Genomic DNA, 24,830 nt, shown 5'->3' on the forward strand with positions numbered 1-24,830 from the left:
CACTGCCAGTTCGACAATCCAACCGTTTCACGAAACCACACAAAACCCTGCGGCGCGCCTGCACGCCAAGCCTTCCTTGCCTCCCGCTTTGGCGGGGGCTTCGCGGGCAGGCCCGCTCCCACAGGAACGACCGAGGACGCGACAAACCCATGCCCAGCCAGCCGAGCAAGACCCTGGAAACCTTCGACAACCCGGCGCCGGAGAACGATTTCGCGATCTATATCCGCGTCCCGGAGTTCACCTGCCTGTGCCCCGCCACCGGGCAGCCGGACTTCGCCGAGATTCATATCCAGTACGTTGCCGACGGCAAGTGCGTGGAGTTGAAGTCGCTGAAGAACTACATGTGGTCCTACCGCGATGAGGGCGCATTCCACGAGGCGGTCACCAACCGCATCCTGGCGGATCTGGTGGCGGCGACCGACCCGCGCTACATGCGCCTGACCTCGTATTTCAACGTACGTGGCGGCGTCTATACCACGGTGGTTGCGGAACACCGCAAGCCCGGCTGGACGCCCCCGGAGCCGGTGCACCTGCCGGCGCCGACGCGCAGCCCGCTGGACATGAACGGCTGACCGAGCCTGCCATGCACGCCATCGGCATTGATCTCGGCACCTCCGGGATCCGGCTGGCGCTGCTGGACCCGGAGGGGGCGCCCATCCACGGCGCGCACCGGGCACTGCCGGCGTCGGTCGGGGGCGACGAGCAGCGGGCGGAACAGAACCCCGCGCTGTGGTGGGCCATTGTGCGCGAGCTGCTGCGTGAAGCGGCCGCGCATCTGCACGGCGAGCCCGCCGCCATCGCGGTGGACGGCACCTCCGCCACCCTGCTGCGTCTGGATGCCGACGGACGCCCGACCCATCCGGCCCTGATGTACAACGATGCCCGGGCCACCGACATGCTGTCGGTACTGGCCGGGGTCGCGCCCGCGGACTCCGCCGTGCACAGCCCCAGCTCATCGGCGGCCAAGCTGTTGTGGCTGCGGCGCCACGAGGGGCTCTCCGGCGTGCGCCGCGTCCTGCACCAGGCCGACTGGGTTACCGGACGCCTGCGCGGGCGCTTCGACCGCATGGACGAGAACAACGCCCTGAAGCTCGGCTACGACGCACTGTGGGGCGGCTGGCCGAACTGGCTGCAGGAGACCCTGGGCAGTGACGCGTCGCTACTGCCGGAGGTGGTCCCGGCCGGGACGGTGCTGGGCCCGCTGGACCCGGAAATGGCGGAATCGCTGCATCTGAACCCGGCCTGCCGGGTGGTCGCCGGCACCACCGACAGCATCGCCGGGTTCCTTGCCTCCGGTGTGGGCGACGCCACCACGGGCGTGACCAGCCTGGGCTCGACGCTGGTGATCAAGCAGCTGGCCCCGGAACCGATCTACGCCCCGGAACTCGGGATCTACAGCCACCGGCTGCTGGGGCGCTGGCTAGTGGGCGGGGCCTCCAACAGCGGCGGCGCGGTACTGCGCCAGCACTTCGACGATGCGGCCCTGGAGCGGCTGAGCGCCGCGATCGACCCCGAGACCGACAGCGGGCTCGACTATCTCCCCCTGCCCCGCCGCGGCGAACGCTTCCCGGTCAACGACCCCGAGCTGCAACCCCGCCTCACCCCCCGCCCCGAGGACGACGCGCGTTTCCTGCAGGGGCTGTTCGAGGGGGTTGCCCGGGTGGAGCACGACGGCTATGAGCGCCTGTCCGAGCTGGGCGCCCCGCGCGTGGAGCGTGTCGTGTCCCTGGGTGGCGGCGCCCAGAACCCCGTGTGGACACGCATCCGCAGCCGGATCCTGGGATTGCCGGTGACCACCGCCGAGGACGACGATGCCGCCAGCGGCGCCGCCCGGCTCGCGCGCATCGGCGTGGGGCTGGAGCCGGGTTTCACGAGTTAACCGGCCAGGCCGAGAGGCTCGGCAATCGCCCGCTTTGGCCGGGGCTTCGCCTGCAAGCCGACCGCGATGCCGGGTGGGGCCACCCATTCCATGAGGGGAATCTTGTGGGAACGGCCTTGGCCGCGAAGCCCCCGGCAAAGCCGGACTCGGACAACAAACGTAGGATGCGATGAGCGCAGCGAATCGCATCATTGCTCAGCCCCCCGGTGATTGATGCGATTCGCTGCGCTCGTCGCATCCTACGGCGCTGTTTGCCAGAACAAGGCACGGGCAGGCCGTTCCCACAAAACCCGTCCCACGATGTGCTCTGCCATGACGCCGAAGGTGCGGATCGGTGCTACATTCGGGGGAGGCACCCAACAACAAGGGGATACGACATGCACTGGACGCGAATTCTCGGCATTGCACTGCTGGTGGGCGGCATCATCCTGCTGGTGATGGGCTACAACGCCACGGAAAGCCTGGGCGAGGAACTGCACCAGGAGTTCATGGGGCGCTATACGGAAGACACGCGCATGTACCTGATCGCCGGCGGGATCATGTCCGTCGTGGGCCTCGTACTCGCGATCTTTGGGGTGCGCCGCTAAGGACACATCCGTGCCCGCCGGCACCCTCCGCCTGACGCCGCTGCTCGCCTTCCTCGCGCCGTTTCGCGGGCTCGCGCGCGTATTCGACCCGGGCCTGCGCGGTCTGGTGATCGGCCCGTTGATCATCAACATCCTGGTCGTGATCGGGCTTGCGACAGCCGCCGGGCTCGGCTTCGAGGCCCTTCTGGCGGCCTGGCTGCCCGGCGGCTGGGACTGGCTCGCCTGGCTGCTGTGGCCCCTGTTCGCACTGGCGCTGCTGGTGGCCTTTGGGGTCTCCGCCGTCGCGCTGGCGGCGATCATCGCCAGCCCGTTCTCCGGACCACTGGCCTACCGCACCGCCCGCGGGCTGGGCCACGAGCCCCGCCAGCCGGCGCGCTCGTTCCTTGGCGAGATGGGCCACGCGACCGTAACCGCGCTGCGCAAGGCCGGCTACTACGGCCTGCTTTTTATCCCCGTGCTGCTGATCACGGTGATCCCCGGACTGAACCTGCTGGCCCCGATCGCCTGGTTCACGTTCGGGAGCTGGGTACTGGCCGTGGAATTCCTGGAGGCGCCACTGGCCAACGACGGCCTGGCATTCGCCGAGGTACGCGCGATGCTGCGCGCCCACCGGCTGGAGACCCTGAGCTTCGGCGCCGGGACCACGCTTCTGGCAATGGTCCCGCTAGTGAATCTGCTGCTGGTACCGGCCGCGGTCATCGGCGCGACCCACCTGCGAGTGCGCCTGCCCCGGGCCTAACGTCGGGACACCCCAGATGGACGCGAGCGTCTCCGAACGGGGCGTTTCGCAGGGCTCAACGCCCCTACCTCCACCATAGTCCGGGGTACCTCAAGCCCAATACCAGGCGCGTCGTCGTGAAAAGCCCGTACGGCTCTCGGCACCAACGCTCTCACCCCGATTTCCTCGCCGTCTCCGGACCCTCTCGGGTGCCCCACCGTTGACGCCTCTTCGTGTCTTCGTGCACTTCGAGGTGCCAGAGAGGCCTTTGACCCTTGGCGCAAAGGCGCAGGTCAGGCGAGCAGGGCATCCAGCGGGTTGTCGTCGGGGAGCGGGCGCATGCGGCCCTCGCGCAGTTCCTGGGCCACACCCTGCAGGGAGTGGCGCCGGCTGGCGCCCAGATCCAGCGAGAGGAACAGATAGCCACGGGTGGCCTCGCCACGCCAGACCAGGCCCATGCGGTGCAACTGCCCGGTTGCCTTGTCGACCACCTCGAACCACTCGCCGGTACGAATGCGGCTGGCATCGAAGACCCAGGGATCGTCAAGATCGGTCAACAAGTCGGGGTCGTCATCCTCGAGGCGCACGGCCCGCCGCGCTTCGATGCGCGCCTGCGGATCGAAGCGCGGCTCGTCGGCGGAGGCCCGGATCCGTTGCAGATGGGCCTGCCCCAGGTGCTGCACGACCGCCTTGACGCGCGCCTCGTCGGCGCCATGCTCACGTGCGGTGGCCACGATGCGCTGCACCAGCGGGTTCGCTTCCTGTGGGGTCGCCTGGTTGCAGATGGCCCGCACGAGCTCCTGCACCTGGCCATCCAGCACCTGCACAGCCGCCTCGTCCACTGCCAGCAGGTCCTCCCAGGCCTCGACGATCTGCTCGGCGGAACACTCCGGGAGCTCGGCCCCGGTCTCCAGTACGCAGACCGTCAGGGTGCGCCGGGCGCGGGCCGCGCGTTCCCTCTGACACATCGGCCCCGTGAACTCGGCCGCCTGCGCCTGCCAGTGTTCGTGTTCCGCGGCCACGGCGGCGGCCCAGTCGTCTGCCAGCGCCTGCGCCGCAGGGCGATCCAGATCATCGATCGCACGCCCCAGGTGTTCGATACTCCGGCGCATGGCTTCCAGGTAGCGGCGGACCGTCTCCGAGTCGTCCGCGCTGACCTCGGGGCTGATCCGTACGCCCGTATTGATCAGGCTACCGACCCATTCGCGCAAGGGATGCCCGGGGTCGTGGAAAAATTCGAGGTCGTGGCTAACCGCACGTACCAGTAGCGGCTGCAGCTCCAGCATCATTGCGCGAAACGCTGCATGGCAATCGAGGTGACGCGATACCTCGGCGAATACACCGGCCAGGACCCCTTCGATGACGCTCTCGATCCGTGGGTCCGCCGTGGCTTCGTCCGCCACGGCGGCGGTCGCGGGGTCACCGCCGCCTGCCGCAACTCCATGGCCCGATGGTAGCCAGCCAGCCGCCGCGGCCCACTGCAACCAGTCCGCCGCGCCGGCATCCGGGGCCGGCATCACGGCACCAGAGACCGCAGGGCCCCCTGCTCCGCCAACCGCAGGTGCGGCGCTCTCCGTCGCAGCCGATTCCGACGCCGTGGCGGGGCCCTCCTCTTCCCGGGTGGCATGGGCCCAGCTCGCACGCGGCGACGCTCCGGGCAAGTCGCCCTCCGGGACCTCGGACACCGGCTCTCTGACCAGCCCGCAGCCCTCGACTGTCTCGACCACAAAGGCCAGGGTCGGTGCGGCCGTCTGGCCCAGACAACGCACGTAGGCTCGCATCAGGCCCAGCGTCATATCCGTCCGGCCGAACTGTTCCTCGGCCGACTCGATCAGGCGCTCGTACCAGTTCAGCGGCGACCACGGCGCCCAGCCGGGGTGCTCGAAGCGATGATCCTCGCGCGCGGCCTGGAGGAACACGAACCAGGAGTAGCGGTTCTGCTCGCGGACCAGCCCTTCGAGCTTGTGGCGCAGGGAACGGCGGGTGGACTGGTAATCGTCCAGGATTTGCAGGCCGGAGTTGTCATCGGCGTAGCTGGAACCGGAGAATTCGTACTCGGGTGGGTAGGTTGTGGAGACAAAGTCACGCTCCAGGGCCTCCTCGAACTGACGACGCAGCACATATTGATAGCCTTGGAGCTGGTTCGCCCACTCCGCGCTGTCGGCCTCGTCACCGCCAGCGGACCAATCCTGCGCGACGGATTCCAGGCAGCGCTCAAGGTGATCGGTCACCCGCGGGACGATCCCGCGCACCAGTTGCTGGCGCTGGGCATCCGACAAACCGGACAGACCCGACCAGACCGCGGCCGGGTCCGCGGCCCGTGCTTCCCTGTCTGTATGCTCCCTGCCTGCCATCGATGAGGTGTCCTCGTATTGCTGCGTGGTGGCTCGCGTTAGTTCAGCGTGAGCCCGTCCACAGTGTACAGGCGCGATCAAAGCGGGACATCCAGTGCAGTTTCGCACCGGACAGGGAGACCCTTGCTGAGACGTTCCTTAGAGGTCCAGCGGCTGCGTTCCCACCTGAACCATTTCGCCCTCGACACGCACGGGGAACCGGGTCAGTGGTTCCTCGGCAGGCGCGGCCATCACCTCGCCGGTTCGCAGGCAGAACTGGGCCTCGTGCATCGGACACGTGATGCAGTCATCGGCGCCGATCTCACCATCCGCGATGGGCACATCCTCGTGAGTACAGAGGTTCTCCACGGCAAAATAGTCACCACCCAGGTTAAAGATCGCCACCTCGGTATCCGCTGTCTCCACCAGGCGATGATCGCCATCCTGGATGGTCCCCACCGGGGCTACGTCAATCCATTCCGTCATCACGACTCCTTTGCTTCTGAAAATTCCCGGTATCGCCCCCCCCCCCTGCATTGGCAGCTCAGGGGGACGCCCGCAGGGCCGCGGTCGCGGCGGCATCGATCTCGATCCGCCGGCCCTCTTCCGGGTGGTAGGAGAAGCGCCCCACCACCCGCAAGTTCTCGCCCAGGTGATCACGCACCGCCGACCCGGGCTTGACCGCCACGCGGTTGATGGCGTCGTCTTCCAGCCAATAGTGCTCCGGATCATCAAAACGATTCACGACACCCTCGGTTTCCACCAGTTCGCCATTGAAGGCCGGCGCGGATGCAGCCAGCTGTTCCAGGGTCACCGGCGATACCCGCTCGCCCCCGCAGGCCGCCAACATCCCGGCCATTCCCAACACCATCGCCAAGGCCCACGGGCCGGTCTTCAAGCCATTACCCAATATCATCCGTTCCGCTCCCGTTTGCAGATCCACTCTGCCACTGTCTTGCGAATAGCCTACCCAAGGTCCCCGACGCCCTGCGCATTCACTGCCGCCTGACGGGATAAAGGCAGAGCGGACGGCTTGTCCGTTCGTACGCCACCGCTTGAAGTGACGTGCGATTCAATCCGTGTTCTCCCAGGGGCCATCCCACTCATACGATACGGCCCCTATCGCTGAACCCGTGCAATTCACTACACTGCGCCCTGTGACGACGATCACAGAAGGCATCCTCCGCGGTGTCTTGATTTCAACAGGGGGATCACCTCCGGCGCGACAAAGTGACCGCCCGCACAGGTGACCTTAGTCGCGCCGGGGACTCAAGCCATCATGCAGATGCCGTTCGGACGCATGCGCACGCGCACCACCGAGAAGGTCGGGCTGGCCCGACACGATGGCGTTCTCGCCCTGGCGCGCGGACAAGGGTCAGGCTGGACCGGCTGTGAACGCGAGATCGACCCCGAACGCCTCGCAGCGCTGGTTCGCCAGCATCGCTTGCAGCGCAACCATGCCCATCTGGTACTGGACCGGCACGACTTTCGCCTGCTGCCCACCGAGGCACCCGACGTCCCCGAAGATGAATTGCGCGAGGCACTGCGCTGGCAGGTGGCGGATCTCGTCGACTTCGACGTCAGCGATGCGGTGGTTGACTACTGCCCGATGGGAGATACCCATCGCCACGATGGCAAACGTCTGATCTATGCCGTGGTCGCCCAACAGGCCCCTGTTCGCGATGCCATCCATATGGCCCGGCGGGCCGGCCTGCGAGTCGGCCGGGTCGGCATCCCGGAACTGGCCCTGCGCAACCTAGCCTCACGCCTCCCCCAGGCGACCGGCGGCGTGGCCCTGCTCTATGCCCAGAGCGACGGTGCAACCGTTGTGCTCGTACGCGACGATCACCTGTTCGTCACCCGCCACGTCGAGGTCTCGTTGAGTGATGAGAGCGGAACCGCCTTCGACAGCGTGCTGCTCGAGATTCAGCGCGCGCTGGACTACTTCGACGGACATTTCGCGCACCCGCCCATCCGCCAGTTGGCCGTCATGGGCGACGAGCCCGTGGAAGAAGCCGCAATCCAGCATCTCGGCAACAACCTGCGCATGGAGGCTCGCTGGGTGCCGCTTTCCACCTTTCAGGACGAGGCGACAGGAGACGGGCGCGGCTGCGCCTTCGCACTGGGCGCCGCTCTGGAGCGGGACTGAATGGCACAACAGATCAACCTGTATCGCGCGGAGCTCGATATCCGCCGGGAAGTGCCCATCTGGGGGCGCCTGGCACTCGCGATCGGGGCGTCGATCCTTGCCGGCATGCTGCTCTGGCTCGGCGCCCACCAGCAACGCCTCGCTCTGCAGGACACACTCTCCAATGCCGAGACCCAGCAGGCCCGCACAGAGGCACAGCTAGGCCAGCTTCAGGCCCTGTGGGAGGGCCCGGAAGTCAAGCAGGCCGAAGCGCGCGTGCAACAGGCCGAGGCCCGAGCCGAAGCCCTGGCCGCCGCCGGCGAACTGCTCGAGAGCCGCCTGAACAATGCCCGCAGTGTCTCCATGGCCGATCCTCTGTTGGTGCTGGCGCGGACCCGGCATGCAGGCGTCTGGATCACGGCCGTTCGGTTGGATGGCCGGCTGCCTGCCCTGGAACTGACGGGCAAGGCACTCTCACCGGACGCCCTGCCGCCCTATTTCGAATCGCTCCAGCAACACGGCTTCGGCCTCGACTCCCAATCGCCAGAACTCGAGGCACAGGCCGACAATGGCCAGATCGAATTCCGCTACCGGTTCGGCGCCGCCGTGGAGACACCATGAACATTCAGGGCCTCCTCCAGGCGCTGGAACAGCGCCTCAAGCAGATCTCGCTGCGGGAGCGGCGGCTGCTTTACGCCGCGGCGTTGCTGGCCCCGTTCCTGCTGATCCTGCAATTTGCGGTTACCCCGGTCGAAACCGAACAGGAGCACCTGGAGGCGTCGATCGACCAGCAACGCGAGCAGACCCGCGCGCTGCAGGAGCAGATCCACGGATTCGCCACCGCCACCGATCCGATTACTTCGCTGGAACGCAGGCTCGCCGACGCAAAGTTGCGCATCGCCGAACACGAAGCCGACCTCGAGATCGCCTCGCGCGAACTGCTGTCCCCTCGCGAGACGGCCGCGCTACTACGTCAGCTCCTGGACAACCGGGACGGTCTGACCCTTGAGCGACTCGCACGCCGCAGCGCAGAAACCCTGGAACACGCCGAGGAAGGCGGAGTGCGCCTGGAAAACCACCGCATCGAAATCGAGTGGAGTGGCCCCTATCTGGATACGCTCGCTTATCTTCAGCACCTGGAAGCGATCCCCGTCACCTGGCTATGGGGACGCCTGGATCTCGCAGTAACGGACCACCCCGCTTCGCGCGTACGGCTCGTCCTGGACGCCCTCGACCTGGGCGGACTGGAGCGCCACGAATGACGTCCATGAAAGCCATCCTCCTCACCTGTGCGCTGCTGGCCGGGCACGCCGCGTGGGCCGACGCATTGCACGATCCAACCCAGCCACCCGCATCGGCGACGGGCAGCCCCCAGGCCGACACCCACGGCGAAGCGTCGAACATCTCGGTGATACGCTTGCGCGGGTCCGAGGCACTGGCCGTGATCGACGGCCGCACCGTCCGCATCGGCGATCGCCTGAACGGCGCCCGCGTGCAATCCATCGATGCCACCGGCGTCACCCTCAAAGAGAACGGTCGCACCCGCACCCTGCCACTTGGCGGGCGGGCGGACATGGATATCAGGAGACACCCTTGATGCAGTCTCGGCTATTACCCGCATCCCTCCTTACGGCTTTGCTGCTCGCCCTCGGCGGATGTGCCACCACCCCGGGCGAGCCCAGTTCGCAGGCACGCGACCGCGCGCTGGAGGCGCTGGACGAGCCGCTGGCCACGGGTACCGATCCGCAGCCGCCGGAGCTGCCCGACGAGGTCGCCCGCGAGATGATGGCGGAGCCCGCGCCACCCGCCCGGCCGGAACCGGTATTCGATCTGCGGGTAGACGCGGCGCCCGCGCGCAGCTTCTTCACCACCCTCGTCGAGGATTCGCCCTACAGCGCCGTGGTGCATCCCGATGTGGGCGGACAGGTCAGCCTCAACCTCACGAACGTGACGATTCCCGAGATCCTGGCCATCGTCGAGGATACGCACGGATACCAGGTTGACCGCCGCGACGACACCTTCCGCATCGGCCCGGCCGGACTGCAAACCCGAACTTTCTTCGTCGACTACCTGAACGTCGAACGCGAAGGCCGCACTGGCCTCCAGGTCAGCGGCGGGCAGTTGGCCGGGGGGGGCAACGGCGACAACGGACCGGAGGCCTCCGGCACCCGCATCAGCACGCGTTCGGAATCCAGCTTTTGGGGCGATTTGCGCCAATCACTGGAGATGCTGGTCCTCGGCGGCGACAACGAAGAGCATAACGGGCGGCGCGTCATCGTGAACCCAAACAGCGGCGTGGTTGCGGTGCGCGCCATGCCGGACGAACTGCGCGACGCCGCCGGATTCCTCCAGGCCGTTCAGAACTCGGCCCAGCGTCAGGTCATCCTCGAAGCCAAGGTGCTTGAAGTAGCCCTCGGCAGCGGCTTCGAAGCCGGGATCAACTGGTCATACCTGGCCCAGATCGCGGGCAGCGATCTGATCATTGGGCAGTCCAGTCCCGGGCGGCTGGAAAGCGACTCCCAGCGCGCACCCTCCGGCGGGGATGCCGGAAGCCTGCGCCAGGATCCCGGCATCGTGGACGGCAGCCAGTTCGAAGCCCTGGGGGGTGTATTTACCGCCGCCTATGCCCGCAACAGCTTTGCGACCTTCCTGGAACTGCTCGAGACCCAGGGCGACCTGACCGTGCTCTCCAGCCCGCGGGTCTCGACGGTCAATAATCAGAAGGCCGTCATCAAGGTCGGCAACGACCGCACCTACATCACGGACTTCCAGCTGCGCACCGAGAGCGGCGTCGGCGATCAGGCGCGCGACCGCCTCCTTCCCGACCCCACCTTCACCCCGATTTTTGACGGCGTGGCCCTGGATGTCACACCGCAGATCAGCGAAGGCAGCGAGGTCATCCTGCATGTGCGGCCCAGCGTCAGCGAGATCAACGAACGCATTACCAGCTTCCGCTTCGACGGCAACGAGTACTCCTTCCCCCTGGCCGCCTCGGCCATTCGCGAATCCGACAGCGTGGTACGCGCCCGTAGCGGGCAGGTCATTGTCATCGGCGGTTTGATGCAGGACACCACCGAGGAACTTGCCTCCCGAACCCCGATCCTGGGCGACGTACCCCTGCTCGGACGCCTGTTCCAGTCCAGCCGCATCCAGCAACGCAAGAGCGAGCTGGTCATCCTGCTGCGCCCGCTGGTGGTCGACGGCGATGGCCGGGTGTGGGAGGAAGAGATCGACCGCACCCGCCAGCGCCTGCGCGACTGGCAGCAAGACGGCCCTGAACCCGAACGCCGCACACTGGAGATGTAGCCGGACCCCCGAGCGATGTCTGCCCAGCTCTACTTGCAACACTTCGGCCTTGAGGAACCGCCGTTCCGGCTGACGCCGGCGACGCGGTTTCTCTACCTGGGCGAGAGCATGCGCGAGGCCCTCAACACGGCCTGTCTGGGCCTGGATTCGGGCGATGCCTTTCTCAAGATCACCGGGCAGGTAGGACTGGGCAAGACCCTCGTGTGCCGCGAATTGCTCAACCGCCTCGAGGCACCGTTCGAAACGGCCTACATCCCCAACCCGCGGCTGCCGCCCAACGAACTGCTGAGCGCCATTGCTCGCGAGCTGGCCATCGACCCGCCGGAGAATTCGCCGGGCACCGACCACCTGATGTCCAGGATCCAGGACCGGCTGCTGGAACGCGCCGCCGCCGGGGCACGTGTCGTGCTCCTGCTCGACGAAGCCCAGACCATGCCGGACGAGACCATCGAAACCGTGCGCCTGCTGACCAATCTGGAAAGTGCCTCCGAACGCCTGCTGCAACTGGTCCTGCTGGGGCAGCCGGAACTCGATGAGCGCCTGGCCGCCCACCACCTGCGCCAGATTCGCTCGCGGATCACGCACGCCTGCACCCTGCGTCCGCTGGCTGTCCACGAGGTGGTCGACTACCTGCGGTTTCGCCAGATCGTGGCCGGGCGCCATGCCGGCGACCTGTTTACCGAAACCGCCGCGCGGCGGCTGGCACGGCACAGCGGCGGTGTGCCCCGTCTGCTTAATATACTGGCCCACAAGGCCCTTCTGGACGCCTTCGGCCGCGGTGACGGGCAGGCGCGCCGGGCCCACGTTGCCCGTGCCGCGCGCGATACCGAAGAGGCACGCAGCGACGCCCGCGCCCTGCCCTGGCTGGCCGCCGCCATCGCTGGTTCGGCCGCTGGCGCCGGGCTGTGGTACTCGGGGCTGCTCGCATGAGCCTGCTGAACGACACCCTGCGCCGTCTCGAAGAACGCACCGGCCGGCGACCCGACCCCGCGAACACCGTGACCGCGGGCACACCTGCCCGGTCCCGGCCCCGCTGGATCCTTTTCCTCGGTCCCGCTGGCGCGGGCGTCGCGGTCGCCGCGCTCGTGGCGCTCGCCTTCCAGCACTGGCTGGGGCCCGCCTCCGCCCCACCCCCGGAGGTGGCCACAGCGCCCGCAACGCCACAGCCCCTCGTCGCGGAAGAAGCGGCTTCCAAGGCACCACCGGCGATCACGCCTCTCCCCGCGGAAACCGAGGTCACGGCATCCTCCGCCGAGAGCGCCCCTTCTGGATCGCAGGCTGAAGGGGAAGCCCTCGCCGAACGGACCAAAAGCGCACCCGATATCCCCGTGAAGGCTACAGAGGTCCCCCAGGCAAATGCCGAGATGGCATCGGAGCCGCCCCGCGAAGAACCGGCACAGACAGCCGGCGCCGTGACGGAGGACACGCGCGAGTCCGGGGCCCCGCCAGAGGCGCCCAAACAACCGGATGATCCAGCCCCGGATGAGGAACCCGTCGCGCCCGAACCGGGAGTTGAAGTTGCGAGCCCAGAAGCCCGGAGCGAGACGCCGATCGAGCGCGGCCACCGCCTGCAGGCGTCCGGACAATGGCGAGCCTCCATCGGTGCGTTCGAGGAACACCTGCAGGCGGAACCAGACCATGCAGAGGCCCGTCTCGGAATCGCCCGGGCGCTGCGCCGGCTGGACCAACCGGCGGCCGCCGCTCATGTCCTTGGCGAGGTTCCTGCGACCCATCAAGAAGATCTGCCCTATGCCATCACCCTGGCGCTGGCCCACCTGGAAAGCGGCGACCCGCAGGCGGCACGCGACACCCTGTCCCGGCTGGCGCCGGACCAGCTGGACGCCCGTGCGCGGGCCTTACTGGCCCAGGCCCAGCAACGCATCGGGGACCACGCCGAGGCCGCGCGCCACTATCGAGCCCTCGCCACCCAGTCGGGCGAAGGCCGCTACTGGCTGGGCCTGGCCCATTCCCTCGAGCATGTTGGCGAGCCCGCCCAGGCCCGGAACGCCTACCGCCGGTCCCTGGACGCCGGCGATCTGGGCCCTGCCTCCCGCCGCCACGCCGAAGCCCGCTGGGAAACGCTCGCGGGCCACCGGTAAGAGCCGCGGGCTCGTGGTGGCAAAGGAATCGTGGCAGAAACCATTCAGCCCCCGGAGTACCCCCAGCCAGAGCCGCCCGCTCCACCACTACCCTCCGGACACCAGGCACCACTGACCCCCTCGCAATCCGCCCCGCCGGACAGGCTCTCGTTCAAGATGCCCGACTCGTACACGCACCCCTCGTAGGTGCTGGCCTGGCCACTCGTGTCCTCGTCACCCTCCCAATAGACATTTCCCTCGAAGGTAATGCCGCCGGAAACGCGCACGCCTTCGCTGAAACAAGCAACGCCCTGTACCGTCCAGTTGCCCGCACCGACCACATTGATCCCTTCTGCCACTTAGAGATTTTCGTAAGTCCTTCCACCCCCACCAGGACTGATATCGTCGGGATCCTGTACACATTCCCAGGCCGCGTCGTCGCAAGGGGGCAACCCAGCGCCCAGCAAGTCCACGCAGATCTGGTGCAGGGCGAGAGCCCCGTCCGGCGATGATGACCCCACCCATCCCTGCACGAGGCTGCGGTTCGCGTCACACTGGCCCGGTGCCGGGTCACAATTGAACCAGGCGGTACCCACGGCATGAGTAGACCCGTCGCACGCAGGTTCCCCGGCAACCATGCGCCGGATGCCGCTTTCCGCGGCAAACAGGGCCTGTTCGGACTGAACCCGATCGGCACTGGTGGAGCTGCCGGAACCCACCAGGGAGACCGCACCCACGGCAATCGCGCCGGCGAGCACCAGGATCAGCAAGGCCACCAGCAGGATGCTGCCCCGGACCGTGCAGCGTGCGGAACGGGGTCGAATGGGAGCCCGGTCAGGATCGGCGATAGGCATGGGTAGAGGCCTCGTATTCACTCACCGTTTTCAGGGTCAGCTCCAACACGGCGAACGTCTCCAACGGTCCCGCGTCGTCGCAGACGAACGTTTCTACCGGATCATCCTCGTCGCCGGCCAGCAAGGCGGTACTTCCCCCCTCCTCGAGCCACAACCGTCCTCCGCCCAGGTAGTAGCGTCGTTGTCCAGCATCCTGCAGCGTCAGCGTCAGCTGTCCCGGAGAACAATCAACAACATTCTGTGCGTGGCGTACATCGCGCGCCATGCGATCCAGCGCCGCGCCGACTTCCATCTGTGTATTGGTCACCTCGCGGGTCACAAATACAGCTTCCAGAGCGCCCCCCAGGAACCGGGCGGCAATCAAGCCGATCACCCCGAGGATCACCAGCACCAGCACCAGTTCCAGCAGGGTGAACCCCCGGTTGCCGGGCAGAAGAAGGCGCTGGAGGGCAGAACGGCGCCTCATTCGTCAGTCCTCGTCACGAGGGAACTGCAGGTTCAGGGAGGACATTCCACCGCGGGACCAGCCGATCTCGACCTCGTCATAATCCGCACCTGCGGGTGCGGTGCATGACAACTCCAGGGTGGCATGGCCGCAAGCGGCATTCAGGAGAGCTGCGGCCTCCGCCGTTTTCGGGGCATCTTCATCCGCCCAATTCGCCGGATCAACGCCACTTGCGGGACAGCCACTCAAATCGAGGGAATCGGCATCGAAGATCGCCAGCAATACCTCGCCGCACCCACGGCCATCCCGCGCGAACTCCTCGGCATCCTCGGTGGCGGCCAGACTCGTCAGTAGCGGCAGTGTTGTGGCCAGCGCCGCCAGTGCGACCGCGATAATCACCAGGCCGATCAAGAGTTCAATCAAGGTCGTGCCGCGCGAACCGATACCCGGCGGGACAGTTGGGGTCGCCATTCAACAGCCTCCTCTCTGGATCGCTCCAGTCAGGCCGAACACACAAATCCGGCGCGGGTCCGCCGAACCTCCGGAAATCGTCAGCAGTACATCCTCACCGTTGTGCAGGCGCCCCCACGGATACCGGAACTCCAGGTCGGATCCCGCCACCGACACCCCGGACAGGTTCCGCGGCCCAGCCAGTGGGCTTGCCAGGCAGTTCGTCGCGGCGTCCACGACCCAGCCGTCCGAGACCTCCACGAGCACGGACTTGTTATCCCCACAACCCATGGCAGTTGAACGGGCACGCCGCAAATCCCCAACCAGTTGATCTTCCGCAGCCACCAGATCCGGCGTTCCATCGAACAGGCCCGCAGGAAGACGTGGCAGGGCGATCAGGGCAAAAACTCCAAGGATCACGAGCACGACAACCAGCTCAAGCATGGTGAACCCCCTGCTCGCAACCGACGCCTGCGGCTCGACGAACCGTGCTCCTAACTTCCGATCCCCAGTCATTCACACGCCCCTGGCTGATCTTCCGAGCATATCAGGCAGGCAGCAGCCTTGCTGCAGAGGAAATACGCAGGCTTGTTGCCAAGGGATGCATGGGGCAAGCTGTCGCCACAAAACCCGCCACCGCCCCGTTCCCGCGCCTGCGGGCTCGTTTGGCGCTCCCAGTAGAGGTTGGCGCATGCGCTTTTTCCGCAAGCCGGAAACCGATCAGGATCAGGACCGTCCCGCTGGTGAACAGACACCCGCCCCGGCGGAGAAGAGCGCAGGCAACCGTACGCCCACGGCGGCACGTCGGAGCCGTTCGCTGGGGGAAACCCTGGTCGAGACCGGCATCGTCACCCCAGAGCAGCTGGAACAGGCCCTTGCCGAACAGGAAAGCTCGGGGCGCAAGCTGGGCCGCGTGCTGACCGATCTAGAGCTTTGCACCCAGGAGGACATCGCCACGGCCCTGCAGGAACAGGTCCGGCGCATCCGTATCGGTGACCTGCTCATCGACTATGGCCACATCACCGAGGGGCAGCTGGACGAAGCCCTCAAGCAGCAAAAGGGCAGCTCGCGCAAGCTGGGGCAGGTCCTGATCGACATGGGGCTCGTCAGCCAGGCGCAGATTCTCGACGTGCTGGCCGACCAGCTGCAGATCCCGCAGGTGGACCTGCGCCGCTACCAGTTCGACCCCGCCGTGGCCAAGCAGCTGCCAGAGACCCTCGCCCGGCGTTTCCGCGCCCTGCCCCTGTCCGAGGGGCGCGACGGGATTCTGGTGGCCATGGCGGACCCCACCGACATCTTTGCGCAGGACGAGATCGCTCGCAGCCTCGGGCAGCGTCCGCAGATCGCAGTGGTCGCAGAAGACGACCTGCTCGCTACGCTGGATCGCGTCTACCGCCACACCGAGGCCATCTCGCGGGTCGCCGAGGAACTGTCGGAAGAGATCTCGCGCAGCGATTACGATCTCGACCAGCTGGTCGAGGCAGAGATGAAGGTCGACGCACCAGTGGTGCGCCTGCTGCAGACGCTGTTCGAAGACGCCATTCAGACCGGTGCTTCGGACATCCATATCGAACCCGACGAGAACGTGCTGCGCGTGCGCCAGCGGATCGACGGCGTGCTGCACGAGCAGGAATTCAAGGAACGCCAGATCGCCAACGCGCTGGTGTCGCGACTGAAGATCATGGCGGGCCTCAACATCTCCGAGCGCCGCCTGCCGCAGGACGGGCGCTTCAACATCCGCGTCCGCGACCGCTCGATCGACGTGCGCGTGTCCACCCTGCCGCTGCAGTCCGGCGAATCCGTGGTCATGCGCCTGCTCGACCAGAGCACCGGCATCCTCGATCTCGACAAGCTGGGCATGCCACCGCATGTGCGCGAACCGTTCGACCGCCTGCTGCGCCATCCGCACGGGGTCATCCTCGTCACCGGCCCCACCGGCTCGGGCAAGACCACCACGCTGTATTCCGCCCTGCGCGCGATCAACGATGCCGGAAAAAAGATCATCACCGTGGAAGACCCGGTCGAGTATCGGATTCCGCGTGTATGCCAGGTGCAGGTAAACAGCCGCATCGGGCTGGACTTCCCGCGCGTGCTGCGCACCGCCCTGCGGCAGGACCCGGACGTCGTGCTGGTCGGCGAGATGCGCGACCGCGAAACCGCCGAGATCGGTGTACGCGCCGCGCTGACCGGCCATCTGGTGCTGTCCACCCTGCACACCAATGATGCCGTCTCCACACCCATCCGTCTCCTGGACATGGGCGTCGAGGGCTACCTGTTAGCGCCTTCGATCATCGGCGTCCTCGCGCAGCGCCTTGCCCGCCGCGTCTGCCCCGACTGCGCGGAACCGGCCACCCCCGACCCGCGGGAGCTCGCCGCGCTGGCCGCGATCGACGACGATCCCGACTCGATGGCCAACTGGCGTCAAGGGACCGGCTGCAACCGCTGCAACAACACCGGGGTCTCCGGCCGCATCGGCATCTACGAACTGCTGGAACTGGATAGCGACATGGCGGCCGCGCTGCGCATCGACGATCACCAGGGCTTCAGCGACGCCGCCCACCGCAGCCCCGGGTTTCGTACCCTCGGCCAGGTGGCACTGGATTATGCACGCCAGGGGCTGATCCCACTGGAGGAAGTCCTGCGCATCGCGGGCGAATCGGCCCGCCTGGACGACCAGGAAGATGCGCCCGTTACGGCCGCCGAACCGGATTTCTCCGACCTCCCGGCACTCCCCGAAGATGACCTGCGTCAGGCCTCTGCAGAGGGATCTGCCGACTCGCATTCATCGCCACCGGGCAACCCGCTGGAGCTGGATGACGGTCGTCTGGAACTGGTGCCTCCGGATCGCGAGCGTTAACCCACCGCATGGCACTGTTCAACTACCGCGCCCGTTCCTCGACCGGCAGCGTCCAGCAGGGGCAACTCGAGGCCGATTCGCCAGCGGGCGTCGCCCGCCGCCTGATGAGCGACGGCGCAACGCCACTGGAGATTCGTCCGGCCAGCGACGCATCGGCGGCATCCGCCAGCACGGGAGGACCACGCGGGCGCAAGCGCAAGGCCACGGGCCGCCCGCGCCTGGACGACCTCGAGCTGTTCGTCCGCCAGATGCACAGCCTGACGCGCGCCGGGGTCCCGATTGTCCGCGGCCTGGGTGGCGTGGCCGAAACCTCGCACAACGCCCGGCTTGCGGATGCCGTGGGCCGCATGGCCGATGCCCTGGAGGCGGGGCGCGAGCTGTGGTCCGCGATGCGCGACGAGCCAAAAGTCTTCTCGCCCCTGATGGTCAACATGGTGCGCATGGGCGAAAGCACGGGGCGACTGGAAGAGACCTTCCAGCAGCTCGCCTTCTATCTCGAGCGCGAGCGCGAGACGCGCCAGCAGATCAAGCAGGCCGTGCGCTACCCGATCTTTGTGCTGGTCGCCATTGCGGCGGCCTTCGCCATCATCAACGTGGTGGTCATTCCCGCCTTCGCCGGCATGTTCGAACGCTTCGGGGCGGAATTGCCCCTACCCACGCGCATCCTGATGGCGACCTCCGATTTCACCGTCGCCTACTGGCCGTGGATGCTCGGCATCACCGTCGCGGTCACGCTCGGCTTCCTGCGCTGGATCCGGACCCAGCCCGGACGCCTGTGGTGGGACCGCGTGAAACTGAGCCTGCCCATTGTCGGCTCCATCATCGAACGCGCCCTGCTGGCCCGCTTCGCCCGCGCCATGACCATGGCCTCACGCTCCGGCATCCCCGTACTGGATGGCCTGGAAGCGGTCGGCCGCGCCGTGGACAACGCCTGGGTGGAAAACCGGGTGGACGAGATGCGGGCCAACCTGGAACGCGGCGAATCCCTGATCGGTGCCGCGGCCGGGACGGGCATGTTCACGCCCCTGGTGCTACAGATGATCGCCGTCGGCGAGGAGACCGGGCAGGTCGACGACATGATGGAAGAAGTCGCCCGCTTCTACGAGCAAGAGGTGGACTACGAGCTGAAGACGCTGTCCAGCTCCATCGAGCCCCTCCTGATCGGGATCATCGGGGCGATGGTGCTGATCCTCGCCCTGGGCGTGTTCCTGCCCATGTGGGATCTGGGCGCCGCGGCCCTTTGAACCGCCCGGGGCGCGCACGCATCCCGCGTCTGGACCGACACCGGTTCCGCCGTGCTAGACTCGGCAAAAAAGTGAATTGAGTCACAAACAACAAGCAGTTTTTGACCACCCAGGGGAATCCAATGCAACCCAAGACCGACTTCCTGCAGGCCCCTCGCAGCCGCGGCTTCACGCTGATCGAACTCGTCATCGTCCTGATTATCATCGGCGTCCTCGCCGCCGTCGCCGCCCCGCGCTTTATCGACTTTTCCAGCGATGCCGAAGAAGCCGCACTGGAAAGCCAGGCATCCAACCTGACCTCGGCCAACACCATTAACGTCGCGGCCTGCCGCCTGAACAAGACTGAATGTATTGCAGTGGGTGACTGCAGTGATGCGCCCGATCTTGTCGACAACTTTGACACTACTCGGTACTCCATCACCGCTGCCACGATTGCTGATGGGGAAACCGAGGCTTGCACCCTGACTGCCGACAATACTGGTGAAACCACAACGTTCCAGCTGACTGGCACCAGCAAGTAGCGCTCTACGCACGTCTGTTCGCGATCGGGCTATATGCTCCTGAAGGAGCCGGCTTTATGCCGGCTCCTTCGCGTTGAGCTCATCATGGGCCCACCCTGCCATTTGCCTGCCGCGCATCCCCACGCTTCAAGGTTTCCCGCCCTTTGCCGTTATCGGGACGAGTCATCCCAATTATCCCGACGCGATGGTGGGTTGCCTGTGCGAACGAACCGCCACTTCCTGGAGGCTACCGACCTGTTTCAGGTTTCCCTGCCGCATGCCGGGGCCTCCTCCAAGTCCAGTGACCCCTCCCGCCGCTCGGAGCTCCGGACCGAACGTTCCAGGACGTGCAGCCTGGCCGACGCGGAGGTCCTGCGACTGGCCACGGAAACCCTGCAACTGATCCGCCAGTTGAGAGTCTTCGGGGTCAAACCTTGCCCTTTGCCTCCCAGCCAACTCCACGCTTCAAGGTTTCCCGCTCGTCGCCGTTATCCCGGGTAAGTCACCCGTTCACCCCGACGCGAAGGTGGGTTGTCAGTGCAAACGTACCGCCACTTTCCGGAGGCTGCGGACCTGTTGCAGGTATCCCGGCCGCATACCGAACACTCCGAGTCTTCCAGTGACTCCTCCCACGGGCACGCGCTCGAAACAGACCACGAGAGTACCTGCGCCCCTGCCGACGACGAACTCCTGCGGCTGGCCACGGAAACCCTGCAGCTGATCCGCCAGTTGCGGCTATGAGGCGCGACGCTTAACTCCAGCCGCTTGCAGCCGCTCGGCGATTGTTCGCCGGGAAGAGGCTGTTTAATGCACGCGGGAGCCCGCCTGCAGCCGGCTATTTCACGTTCTGCGCGAGCCAGCGATCCAGGGCATTGCCGAAGGCCTGGCGGTCGCGCGGACCCAGCGCCGCCGGGCCGCCGGTCTCGACCCCACTGGAGCGCAGCGTATCCATGAAGTCGCGCATACTGAGGCGCTCGCGGATGTTGTCGGGAGTGTAGAGCTCGCCGCGCGGGTTCAGCGCCTGCCCGCCGTTCTCGATCACCTCAGCGGCCAGCGGGATGTCGGCGGTGATGACCAGGTCCCCGGCCGTGAGGCGCCGGACAATCTCGTTGTCGGCCACGTCGAACCCGGCGCCGACCTGGATCGAGTCGATCAGCTTCGACGGCGGCGTGCGCATCGGCTGATTGGCGACCAGCGTGACCGGAACCCCCGTGCGCTTCGCCGCACGAAACAGAATCTCCTTGATGACCGCGGGGCAGGCATCCGCGTCGACCCAGATCTTCATGGTTCTCCTTCCCGAAAGCTCGCTGATGATCGGGGTGCAGGGTAGTCGTTTGCGGCGCCCGGCACATTTCCTCACCGTTCGGATTGGCGCCGGGGCGGTACACGTCGTGCTATCTGCTTGGGAGACGTCAACCAACATGCTTGGCCCTTCCGGCCAAGCCTCGCAAGGAGCATTACATGGGCATTGAAGTCACCGGCATTCTGGGCCTGATCTGGCTGCTGATCGTGATCTGGGCAATCGTGCGCACCGCACAAAGCCCCGCGACCCCCATAGTGAAAGTACTGTGGATCCTGATCCTGCTGTTTCTTCCCCTGGTCGGTCTGATCGCCTGGTTGCTGCTCGGGCCCAAGTAGGCCCAACCCAGGCACCGGGCGCTCACATCCGGCGCAGGAACTCCGCAAGGGTCGGCGCGTCATCGCCCGCCTGACGCAGTCGCTCGAGTAGCGCCTCCTGGGGACCAAAACGGGTCGCGTCGTAGGCAGTTGCCTGCACACGAGACGCGGAGCCCACCCGAGCGGGCCTGGCGGCCGACTCGTCCCGCCCCTTCCAGCCGAAATCGGGCGGAGGACGGTCAGCCCCGGGGCGTCGACCCTCCCCGGCTTGCATGGTCGCCGGCGCCGCTACGTCTTGGGGTGCGTCCATCGCGGGCGCAAGCCGCGCACGCAAACGGCCCAGCAACCCGGCATGGGCCTCCGGATCCGCCTGCAGCGCGTCCACCAGTGCCATCAGATCGATCGCAGCGCAGCCCGTTCGCGCCCGGTACTGCTCGTGCATGGCGTCCAATTCCACCGCCAGCGCCTCGGGCTCGGAGGCCTCCAGGGCCGCGTCGAACGCCGCGCGCAAGCGCCCGAGCACACCCTCTTCGCTGCCCAAGCCGTCCGAGGCTTCCGAGGCTTCCGAGGCATGGTCGACCGGGGGCGGCTCCGCAGCGAGCGCCGGGGCTTGTGGACGAGCGTCCCCCAACGGCGTATGCGCAGCCGGATCATCCTGCTGCAGACGACGCCGCCAGAAAAGGCTGAATGCTGGCGCGTCTTCATGCGGAAGGCTGTCTTCCAGGGCATTCGCCAGACGCTGGAACGGACGCGCCGAGGGGTCATTCTCGGCGAACAGGGCGACCGGGTGCTGCAGTGTGACGGCCGAGCGGAGGCTTTCGTCGCGCTGGACGAAGCCGAGAAATTCGACCCGGGTATGCAGGTATTTCTCGACAGCATTCGCAAACCGCTGGAAGACGCTGCGGGCCTCGGCGACATCCGCCACCATGTTCACGATCACGCGGACATCCAGGGCCTGACGCCGCAACGCCAGCTTGAGCAGGGAGAACGCATCGGTCAGCGAGGTCGGTTCCGGCGTCAGCACCAGCAGGACCTGGTGCCCGGCCGCGAGGAAATCGAGCGTGGTATCACCAATGCCCGCGGCGGTATCCAGCAGCAGGTCGTCGAAATCCGCCTCGATGTTCGCCAGTTCCTCCGCCAGCCGCTGCTGATGCGCCCCGGAGAGCTCCGCATATTCGCGAATACCACTGGCGCCGGGGATGATCTTCAGGCCGTGCGGCCCTTCCAGCAGGATATCGCGGATTCCACATTCGCCCGCCAGGACCTCCGCCAGGCCCTGTTGCGGGCGCAACCCCAGCAGTATGTTCACGTTGGCGAGGCCGGTATCCCCATCCAGGATGCCGACCCGCCGCCCCCGCCGCGCCAGCGTGATCCCCAGGTTCACCGCAATGCTGGACTTGCCCACCCCGCCCTTGCCGCTGGCCACGACAAGGACCCGCGGGCGCGCGGCGACACGGGAACGGGTATCCGTCAAGGCGCTGTGACGGGACATCGCGGCTTCCTGCATGGCACTCATCGGCATGGGGAAAGAATGATGGCGAACTCACAGTCGGTCTACCCCATTCGGTGGCGCGGGGCAATACCACTCAGTATAGTCAGGAACCAGTGGTGATCCGACAGACTGCATCAGAGCTTCGGTTCCGGACACGCACACAGGGCAAAAGGCGCGGCAGGCCGACTGCACGCGACCGGGGAGCAGCATGACGAGCGTCAATACGGCAACGGACGGTCTACCGAGCCTGCCCCAGGCGCTCATCCCGGTGCTGGACGCCACCCAGGCCCATGAGGCCGATTTCCAGTCCCTGGCCCGGGCGATCATGCAGGACGCGGGCATGTCCAGCCGCCTGCTGCAGGCCGCCAACTCGCCCTTCTACTATCGCGGCTCCACCTGCCGCACTATCGACCGCGCCCTGTTCAGCCTGGGCCTGGATACCGTGCGCAGCCTGGCCCTGACCGCGTCGATCCAGCAGTTGTTCGGCGAGTTCGGACCCCGCCATCGCGGCTACCTGCGCACCATCTGGCAACGGGCGCTGACCACCGCCAACCTGGCACAGGTCCTCGCAACCCTCACCCGCTACCCGCGGCCCGAGGAGGCCTACCTCGCCGGACTGCTGATCGACATCGGGCGCCTGGTCCGCCTGGTGGGTGACGAGGGGCATTACTGGCCCATCCTCCAGTCCGCCGAAGACGACCCCCACCTGATCGAGACCGAACGCACAACCTACAGTCAACACTACGGGGAACTGGGCGGCGAATGCCTCGAGGCCTGGGGGCTGGGCCCGTTCCTGGCCGATGCCGTGCGCTACCACCTGGAACCGGCCGAGCGCGTGCGCGACGCCCATCACCTGGTCAAGCTGGTCAACCTGTCGCATGCAATGGGCTGTCTGCCGGGCGCAGGCACACAGGATTCCGCGGCCGGGTGCAACGAGACCGCCCTGGCCGCGGCGGATACCCTTTTCGGCCTCAACGAGGGATTGACCCGCGAATTGCGCGGGCGCGTGGCCGAGGATGTGCGGCGAATTGCCGGATCACTGGAAATCGATCTGGGCGCGACCCGGACCACGGCGGATCAAAACCCGGAGGAGACCGATCACGCGGCGGAGCGCGCACTGGCCGCCCGGGTCCGTGATCTGACCGAGCTGGAACGCATGAATGGCGAACTGGCCAGGGCGGCCGACCTGCAGGAGCGTTGCGCCGCCGCGCGCCGCACCCTGTACCTGACGCTGGGTATAGACCACAGCCTGCTGTTTCTGATCGACCCGGATCACCAGTCTATCGCCGCCTGGGTGGAGGACGACGAGATCCCCGATTTCACCCTGCCGCTGCTACCCGGGCGCAGCCTGGTGACCGATACGCTGCTGGATCGCGAGATTCAGCTCCACGAGGAAGAGAACGCCGCCGGCTTGCCCGTGATCGACCAGCAACTGTTCCGGCTCTGCGAAGCCGAAATCCTGTGGAGCTTTCCGCTGCTCGCCGACGGCCAGGAACCCGCGGGGGTGCTGATCCTTGGCCTTGCACGCAGTCAGGCGCAGGCCCTGCAGGCCCGCTCGAACTTCATCGGCTCCCTCGCACGCGAGATCGCCCGGGCGCTGGTCGCCACACCCGAGCCGGCGGATGCCCCGGACGGCGCCACCGAGCAGCGCATCCGCGACACGGTGCACGAGGCCGGAAACCCGCTCAGTATCATCCAGAACTACCTGAGCGTGCTGAACCACAAGCTTGGCGAAGAACACGAAGCGCGCCACGAGCTGGGCCTGATCAAGGAGGAAATCGACCGGGTTGGGCGCATCCTGCTGCGCCTGCGCGATCCGCAGGCTGCCGGGAACGAGGAGACCGGACCGGCCTCGCTGAATGCACTGGTCCGCCAGGTCGCCGATATCGTGGACGGCTCACTCTGTCGCACACGAGGCGTCCGCCTGCACCTGGATCTGACTCCCTCCGATCCGCCGCTGTCGGCCCCCGCGGATCACCTGCGGCAGATCCTCATCAATCTTCTGAAGAACGCGGCCGAGGCCCAGGCATCCGGCGGGGAGATCACCATCGCCACCCGTGCCCCAACCACCGTAGATGGCCGCAGGGTCGTGCCCCTGTCGGTAGAGGACAAGGGGCCCGGGCTCCCTGCCGAGATCCAGGCCGCGGCATTCGCGCCTGTGACATCGACCAAGGGCACAGGCCATGCCGGGCTCGGGCTCAGCATCGTCAAACGCCTGACCGAGGAGATCGGTGCGGGACTCTCATTCACCAGCGGGAGCGCAGGGACGCGCTTCGAAATCGCACTGCCCCACGCATCACGGGGGTTGGCGAGCGCATCAGGGACGACGCGACAATGATTCG

At 66.8% G+C, this 24,830-nt stretch carries 27 protein-coding genes; 17 read left to right on the plus strand and 10 right to left on the minus strand.

All coding sequences use genetic code 11. The annotated features are described in order from the left end of the window. The first annotated feature begins 149 nt into the window (after window positions 1-149). The 4 genes from queF (at window position 150) to cysZ (ending at window position 3,205) form a co-directional block, all read left to right on the plus strand. Window positions 150-572 (plus strand): preQ(1) synthase, encoded by a 423-nt coding sequence (gene queF, locus D573_RS0112330; RefSeq protein WP_018145957.1) that lies wholly within the window; start codon window positions 150-152, stop codon window positions 570-572. An 11-nt stretch (window positions 573-583) separates the two neighbouring features. Continuing rightward, a complete protein-coding gene (locus D573_RS0112335; RefSeq protein ID WP_018938963.1) occupies window positions 584-1,879 on the plus strand; it encodes an FGGY-family carbohydrate kinase in 1,296 nt (431 codons plus the stop codon). Between the two features lie 377 nt (window positions 1,880-2,256). Continuing rightward, a complete protein-coding gene (locus tag D573_RS0112340) occupies window positions 2,257-2,466 on the plus strand; it encodes a DUF3185 family protein (protein ID WP_018650312.1) in 210 nt (69 codons plus the stop codon). Window positions 2,467-2,476: 10 nt separating this feature from the next. Continuing rightward, complete coding sequence (cysZ, locus tag D573_RS0112345) at window positions 2,477-3,205, plus strand: sulfate transporter CysZ (protein ID WP_018938962.1); 729 nt, start codon at window positions 2,477-2,479, stop codon at window positions 3,203-3,205. A 272-nt stretch (window positions 3,206-3,477) separates the two neighbouring features. On the opposite strand, the gene D573_RS0112350 is transcribed toward cysZ, so the two are convergent. From D573_RS0112350 to D573_RS0112360, 3 genes are all read right to left on the minus strand, one after another. Next, window positions 3,478-5,463, minus strand: a complete 1,986-nt coding sequence (locus D573_RS0112350; protein ID WP_018938961.1) for a DUF1631 family protein — start codon at window positions 5,461-5,463, stop codon at window positions 3,478-3,480. A gap of 213 nt (window positions 5,464-5,676) precedes the next feature. Continuing rightward, entirely contained in the window at window positions 5,677-6,003 is a 327-nt protein-coding gene (locus D573_RS0112355; RefSeq protein ID WP_018938960.1) for a non-heme iron oxygenase ferredoxin subunit, read from the minus strand. Between the two features lie 58 nt (window positions 6,004-6,061). After that, on the minus strand, window positions 6,062-6,376 hold the full coding sequence (locus D573_RS0112360) for a hypothetical protein (RefSeq protein ID WP_231367873.1): 315 nt from the start codon (window positions 6,374-6,376) through the stop codon (window positions 6,062-6,064). A 420-nt stretch (window positions 6,377-6,796) separates the two neighbouring features. Between D573_RS0112360 and pilM the strand changes: the two genes are divergently transcribed. The 7 genes from pilM to D573_RS0112395 all read left to right on the plus strand — a co-directional run bounded on the left by pilM (window position 6,797) and on the right by D573_RS0112395 (window position 13,050). Continuing rightward, window positions 6,797-7,666: a type IV pilus biogenesis protein PilM gene (gene pilM, locus D573_RS0112365; RefSeq protein WP_018938958.1), complete on the plus strand. Its 870-nt coding sequence runs from the start codon at window positions 6,797-6,799 to the stop codon at window positions 7,664-7,666. Beyond that, entirely contained in the window at window positions 7,667-8,266 is a 600-nt protein-coding gene (locus D573_RS0112370) for a hypothetical protein (RefSeq protein ID WP_018938957.1), read from the plus strand. After that, window positions 8,263-8,907, plus strand: a complete 645-nt coding sequence (gene gspM, locus D573_RS0112375) for a type II secretion system protein GspM (protein WP_018938956.1) — start codon at window positions 8,263-8,265, stop codon at window positions 8,905-8,907. Before D573_RS0112370 ends, gspM begins: the two co-directional genes overlap by 4 nt. A 5-nt stretch (window positions 8,908-8,912) precedes the next feature. Then, complete coding sequence (locus tag D573_RS0112380; RefSeq protein WP_231367872.1) at window positions 8,913-9,242, plus strand: hypothetical protein; 330 nt, start codon at window positions 8,913-8,915, stop codon at window positions 9,240-9,242. Next, a complete protein-coding gene (locus tag D573_RS0112385) occupies window positions 9,242-10,951 on the plus strand; it encodes a secretin N-terminal domain-containing protein (protein ID WP_026287989.1) in 1,710 nt (569 codons plus the stop codon). The genes D573_RS0112380 and D573_RS0112385 overlap by 1 nt, the downstream gene beginning before the upstream one ends. A 15-nt stretch (window positions 10,952-10,966) precedes the next feature. Beyond that, window positions 10,967-11,881 (plus strand): ExeA family protein, encoded by a 915-nt coding sequence (locus tag D573_RS0112390; RefSeq protein ID WP_018938953.1) that lies wholly within the window; start codon window positions 10,967-10,969, stop codon window positions 11,879-11,881. Window positions 11,882-12,315: 434 nt separating this feature from the next. After that, window positions 12,316-13,050 (plus strand): lipopolysaccharide assembly protein LapB, encoded by a 735-nt coding sequence (locus tag D573_RS0112395; RefSeq protein ID WP_018938952.1) that lies wholly within the window; start codon window positions 12,316-12,318, stop codon window positions 13,048-13,050. 44 nt (window positions 13,051-13,094) lie between these two features. On the opposite strand, the gene D573_RS0112400 is transcribed toward D573_RS0112395, so the two are convergent. Genes D573_RS0112400 through D573_RS0112420 form a run of 5 tightly spaced genes read right to left on the minus strand, consistent with a single transcriptional unit; the run spans window position 13,095 to window position 15,294 of the window. Continuing rightward, entirely contained in the window at window positions 13,095-13,388 is a 294-nt protein-coding gene (locus tag D573_RS0112400; RefSeq protein ID WP_018938951.1) for a hypothetical protein, read from the minus strand. Continuing rightward, window positions 13,389-13,883 carry a hypothetical protein gene (locus D573_RS0112405; protein WP_018938950.1) on the minus strand — a complete coding sequence of 165 codons (495 nt, stop codon included), beginning with the start codon at window positions 13,881-13,883 and terminating at the stop codon, window positions 13,389-13,391. Continuing rightward, window positions 13,864-14,349 (minus strand): prepilin-type N-terminal cleavage/methylation domain-containing protein, encoded by a 486-nt coding sequence (locus D573_RS0112410; protein ID WP_018938949.1) that lies wholly within the window; start codon window positions 14,347-14,349, stop codon window positions 13,864-13,866. The genes D573_RS0112405 and D573_RS0112410 overlap by 20 nt, the downstream gene beginning before the upstream one ends. Before the next feature lie 3 nt (window positions 14,350-14,352). Continuing rightward, window positions 14,353-14,799 carry a prepilin-type N-terminal cleavage/methylation domain-containing protein gene (locus D573_RS0112415; protein ID WP_018938948.1) on the minus strand — a complete coding sequence of 149 codons (447 nt, stop codon included), beginning with the start codon at window positions 14,797-14,799 and terminating at the stop codon, window positions 14,353-14,355. Continuing rightward, window positions 14,800-15,294, minus strand: coding sequence for a prepilin-type N-terminal cleavage/methylation domain-containing protein (locus D573_RS0112420; protein ID WP_018938947.1), 495 nt, complete (start codon window positions 15,292-15,294; stop codon window positions 14,800-14,802). It lies immediately after the preceding gene. 175 nt (window positions 15,295-15,469) lie between these two features. On the opposite strand from D573_RS0112420, the gene D573_RS0112425 reads away from it, so the two are divergent. The 4 genes from D573_RS0112425 (at window position 15,470) to D573_RS0112445 (ending at window position 20,120) form a co-directional block, all read left to right on the plus strand. Continuing rightward, window positions 15,470-17,635: a GspE/PulE family protein gene (locus D573_RS0112425; RefSeq protein ID WP_018938946.1), complete on the plus strand. Its 2,166-nt coding sequence runs from the start codon at window positions 15,470-15,472 to the stop codon at window positions 17,633-17,635. 8 nt (window positions 17,636-17,643) lie between these two features. Beyond that, on the plus strand, window positions 17,644-18,879 hold the full coding sequence (locus D573_RS0112430) for a type II secretion system F family protein (protein WP_018938945.1): 1,236 nt from the start codon (window positions 17,644-17,646) through the stop codon (window positions 18,877-18,879). Between the two features lie 122 nt (window positions 18,880-19,001). After that, a complete protein-coding gene (locus D573_RS0112435) occupies window positions 19,002-19,400 on the plus strand; it encodes a prepilin-type N-terminal cleavage/methylation domain-containing protein (protein WP_018938944.1) in 399 nt (132 codons plus the stop codon). Between the two features lie 516 nt (window positions 19,401-19,916). Continuing rightward, complete coding sequence (locus D573_RS0112445) at window positions 19,917-20,120, plus strand: hypothetical protein (RefSeq protein WP_018938943.1); 204 nt, start codon at window positions 19,917-19,919, stop codon at window positions 20,118-20,120. A gap of 94 nt (window positions 20,121-20,214) precedes the next feature. On the opposite strand, the gene D573_RS0112450 is transcribed toward D573_RS0112445, so the two are convergent. Continuing rightward, window positions 20,215-20,664, minus strand: a complete 450-nt coding sequence (locus tag D573_RS0112450; RefSeq protein ID WP_018938942.1) for a YaiI/YqxD family protein — start codon at window positions 20,662-20,664, stop codon at window positions 20,215-20,217. A 176-nt stretch (window positions 20,665-20,840) separates the two neighbouring features. Between D573_RS0112450 and D573_RS14425 the strand changes: the two genes are divergently transcribed. Then, window positions 20,841-21,017 (plus strand): PLDc N-terminal domain-containing protein, encoded by a 177-nt coding sequence (locus D573_RS14425; protein ID WP_018145966.1) that lies wholly within the window; start codon window positions 20,841-20,843, stop codon window positions 21,015-21,017. Between the two features lie 22 nt (window positions 21,018-21,039). Here D573_RS14425 and D573_RS0112460 read toward each other — a convergent pair whose 3' ends face one another. Beyond that, complete coding sequence (locus tag D573_RS0112460) at window positions 21,040-22,488, minus strand: MinD/ParA family protein (protein WP_018938941.1); 1,449 nt, start codon at window positions 22,486-22,488, stop codon at window positions 21,040-21,042. 208 nt (window positions 22,489-22,696) lie between these two features. On the opposite strand from D573_RS0112460, the gene D573_RS0112465 reads away from it, so the two are divergent. Further along, window positions 22,697-24,826 carry an HDOD domain-containing protein gene (locus D573_RS0112465; protein WP_018938940.1) on the plus strand — a complete coding sequence of 710 codons (2,130 nt, stop codon included), beginning with the start codon at window positions 22,697-22,699 and terminating at the stop codon, window positions 24,824-24,826. Window positions 24,827-24,830 lie beyond the last annotated feature (4 nt).

It is taken from the genome of Thioalkalivibrio sp. AKL9 (genome assembly GCF_000377825.1).
GTDB classification, from domain to species: domain Bacteria; phylum Pseudomonadota; class Gammaproteobacteria; order Ectothiorhodospirales; family Ectothiorhodospiraceae; genus Thioalkalivibrio; species Thioalkalivibrio versutus.

Coding starts and splice junctions, on each gene's coding strand:
- queF (WP_018145957.1), top strand. CDS start 150: ATGCCCAGCCAGCCGAGCAAGACCCTGGAAACCTTCGACAACCCGGCG.
- D573_RS0112335 (WP_018938963.1), top strand. CDS start 584: ATGCACGCCATCGGCATTGATCTCGGCACCTCCGGGATCCGGCTGGCG.
- D573_RS0112340 (WP_018650312.1), top strand. CDS start 2,257: ATGCACTGGACGCGAATTCTCGGCATTGCACTGCTGGTGGGCGGCATC.
- D573_RS0112355 (WP_018938960.1), bottom strand. CDS start 6,003: ATGACGGAATGGATTGACGTAGCCCCGGTGGGGACCATCCAGGATGGC.
- D573_RS0112360 (WP_231367873.1), bottom strand. CDS start 6,376: ATGGCCGGGATGTTGGCGGCCTGCGGGGGCGAGCGGGTATCGCCGGTG.
- pilM (WP_018938958.1), top strand. CDS start 6,797: ATGCAGATGCCGTTCGGACGCATGCGCACGCGCACCACCGAGAAGGTC.
- D573_RS0112370 (WP_018938957.1), top strand. CDS start 7,667: ATGGCACAACAGATCAACCTGTATCGCGCGGAGCTCGATATCCGCCGG.
- gspM (WP_018938956.1), top strand. CDS start 8,263: ATGAACATTCAGGGCCTCCTCCAGGCGCTGGAACAGCGCCTCAAGCAG.
- D573_RS0112380 (WP_231367872.1), top strand. CDS start 8,913: ATGAAAGCCATCCTCCTCACCTGTGCGCTGCTGGCCGGGCACGCCGCG.
- D573_RS0112385 (WP_026287989.1), top strand. CDS start 9,242: ATGCAGTCTCGGCTATTACCCGCATCCCTCCTTACGGCTTTGCTGCTC.
- D573_RS0112390 (WP_018938953.1), top strand. CDS start 10,967: ATGTCTGCCCAGCTCTACTTGCAACACTTCGGCCTTGAGGAACCGCCG.
- D573_RS0112395 (WP_018938952.1), top strand. CDS start 12,316: ATGGCATCGGAGCCGCCCCGCGAAGAACCGGCACAGACAGCCGGCGCC.
- D573_RS0112405 (WP_018938950.1), bottom strand. CDS start 13,883: ATGCCTATCGCCGATCCTGACCGGGCTCCCATTCGACCCCGTTCCGCA.
- D573_RS0112410 (WP_018938949.1), bottom strand. CDS start 14,349: ATGAGGCGCCGTTCTGCCCTCCAGCGCCTTCTTCTGCCCGGCAACCGG.
- D573_RS0112415 (WP_018938948.1), bottom strand. CDS start 14,799: ATGGCGACCCCAACTGTCCCGCCGGGTATCGGTTCGCGCGGCACGACC.
- D573_RS0112420 (WP_018938947.1), bottom strand. CDS start 15,294: ATGACTGGGGATCGGAAGTTAGGAGCACGGTTCGTCGAGCCGCAGGCG.
- D573_RS0112425 (WP_018938946.1), top strand. CDS start 15,470: ATGCGCTTTTTCCGCAAGCCGGAAACCGATCAGGATCAGGACCGTCCC.
- D573_RS0112430 (WP_018938945.1), top strand. CDS start 17,644: ATGGCACTGTTCAACTACCGCGCCCGTTCCTCGACCGGCAGCGTCCAG.
- D573_RS0112435 (WP_018938944.1), top strand. CDS start 19,002: ATGCAACCCAAGACCGACTTCCTGCAGGCCCCTCGCAGCCGCGGCTTC.
- D573_RS0112450 (WP_018938942.1), bottom strand. CDS start 20,664: ATGAAGATCTGGGTCGACGCGGATGCCTGCCCCGCGGTCATCAAGGAG.
- D573_RS14425 (WP_018145966.1), top strand. CDS start 20,841: ATGGGCATTGAAGTCACCGGCATTCTGGGCCTGATCTGGCTGCTGATC.
- D573_RS0112460 (WP_018938941.1), bottom strand. CDS start 22,488: ATGTCCCGTCACAGCGCCTTGACGGATACCCGTTCCCGTGTCGCCGCG.
- D573_RS0112465 (WP_018938940.1), top strand. CDS start 22,697: ATGACGAGCGTCAATACGGCAACGGACGGTCTACCGAGCCTGCCCCAG.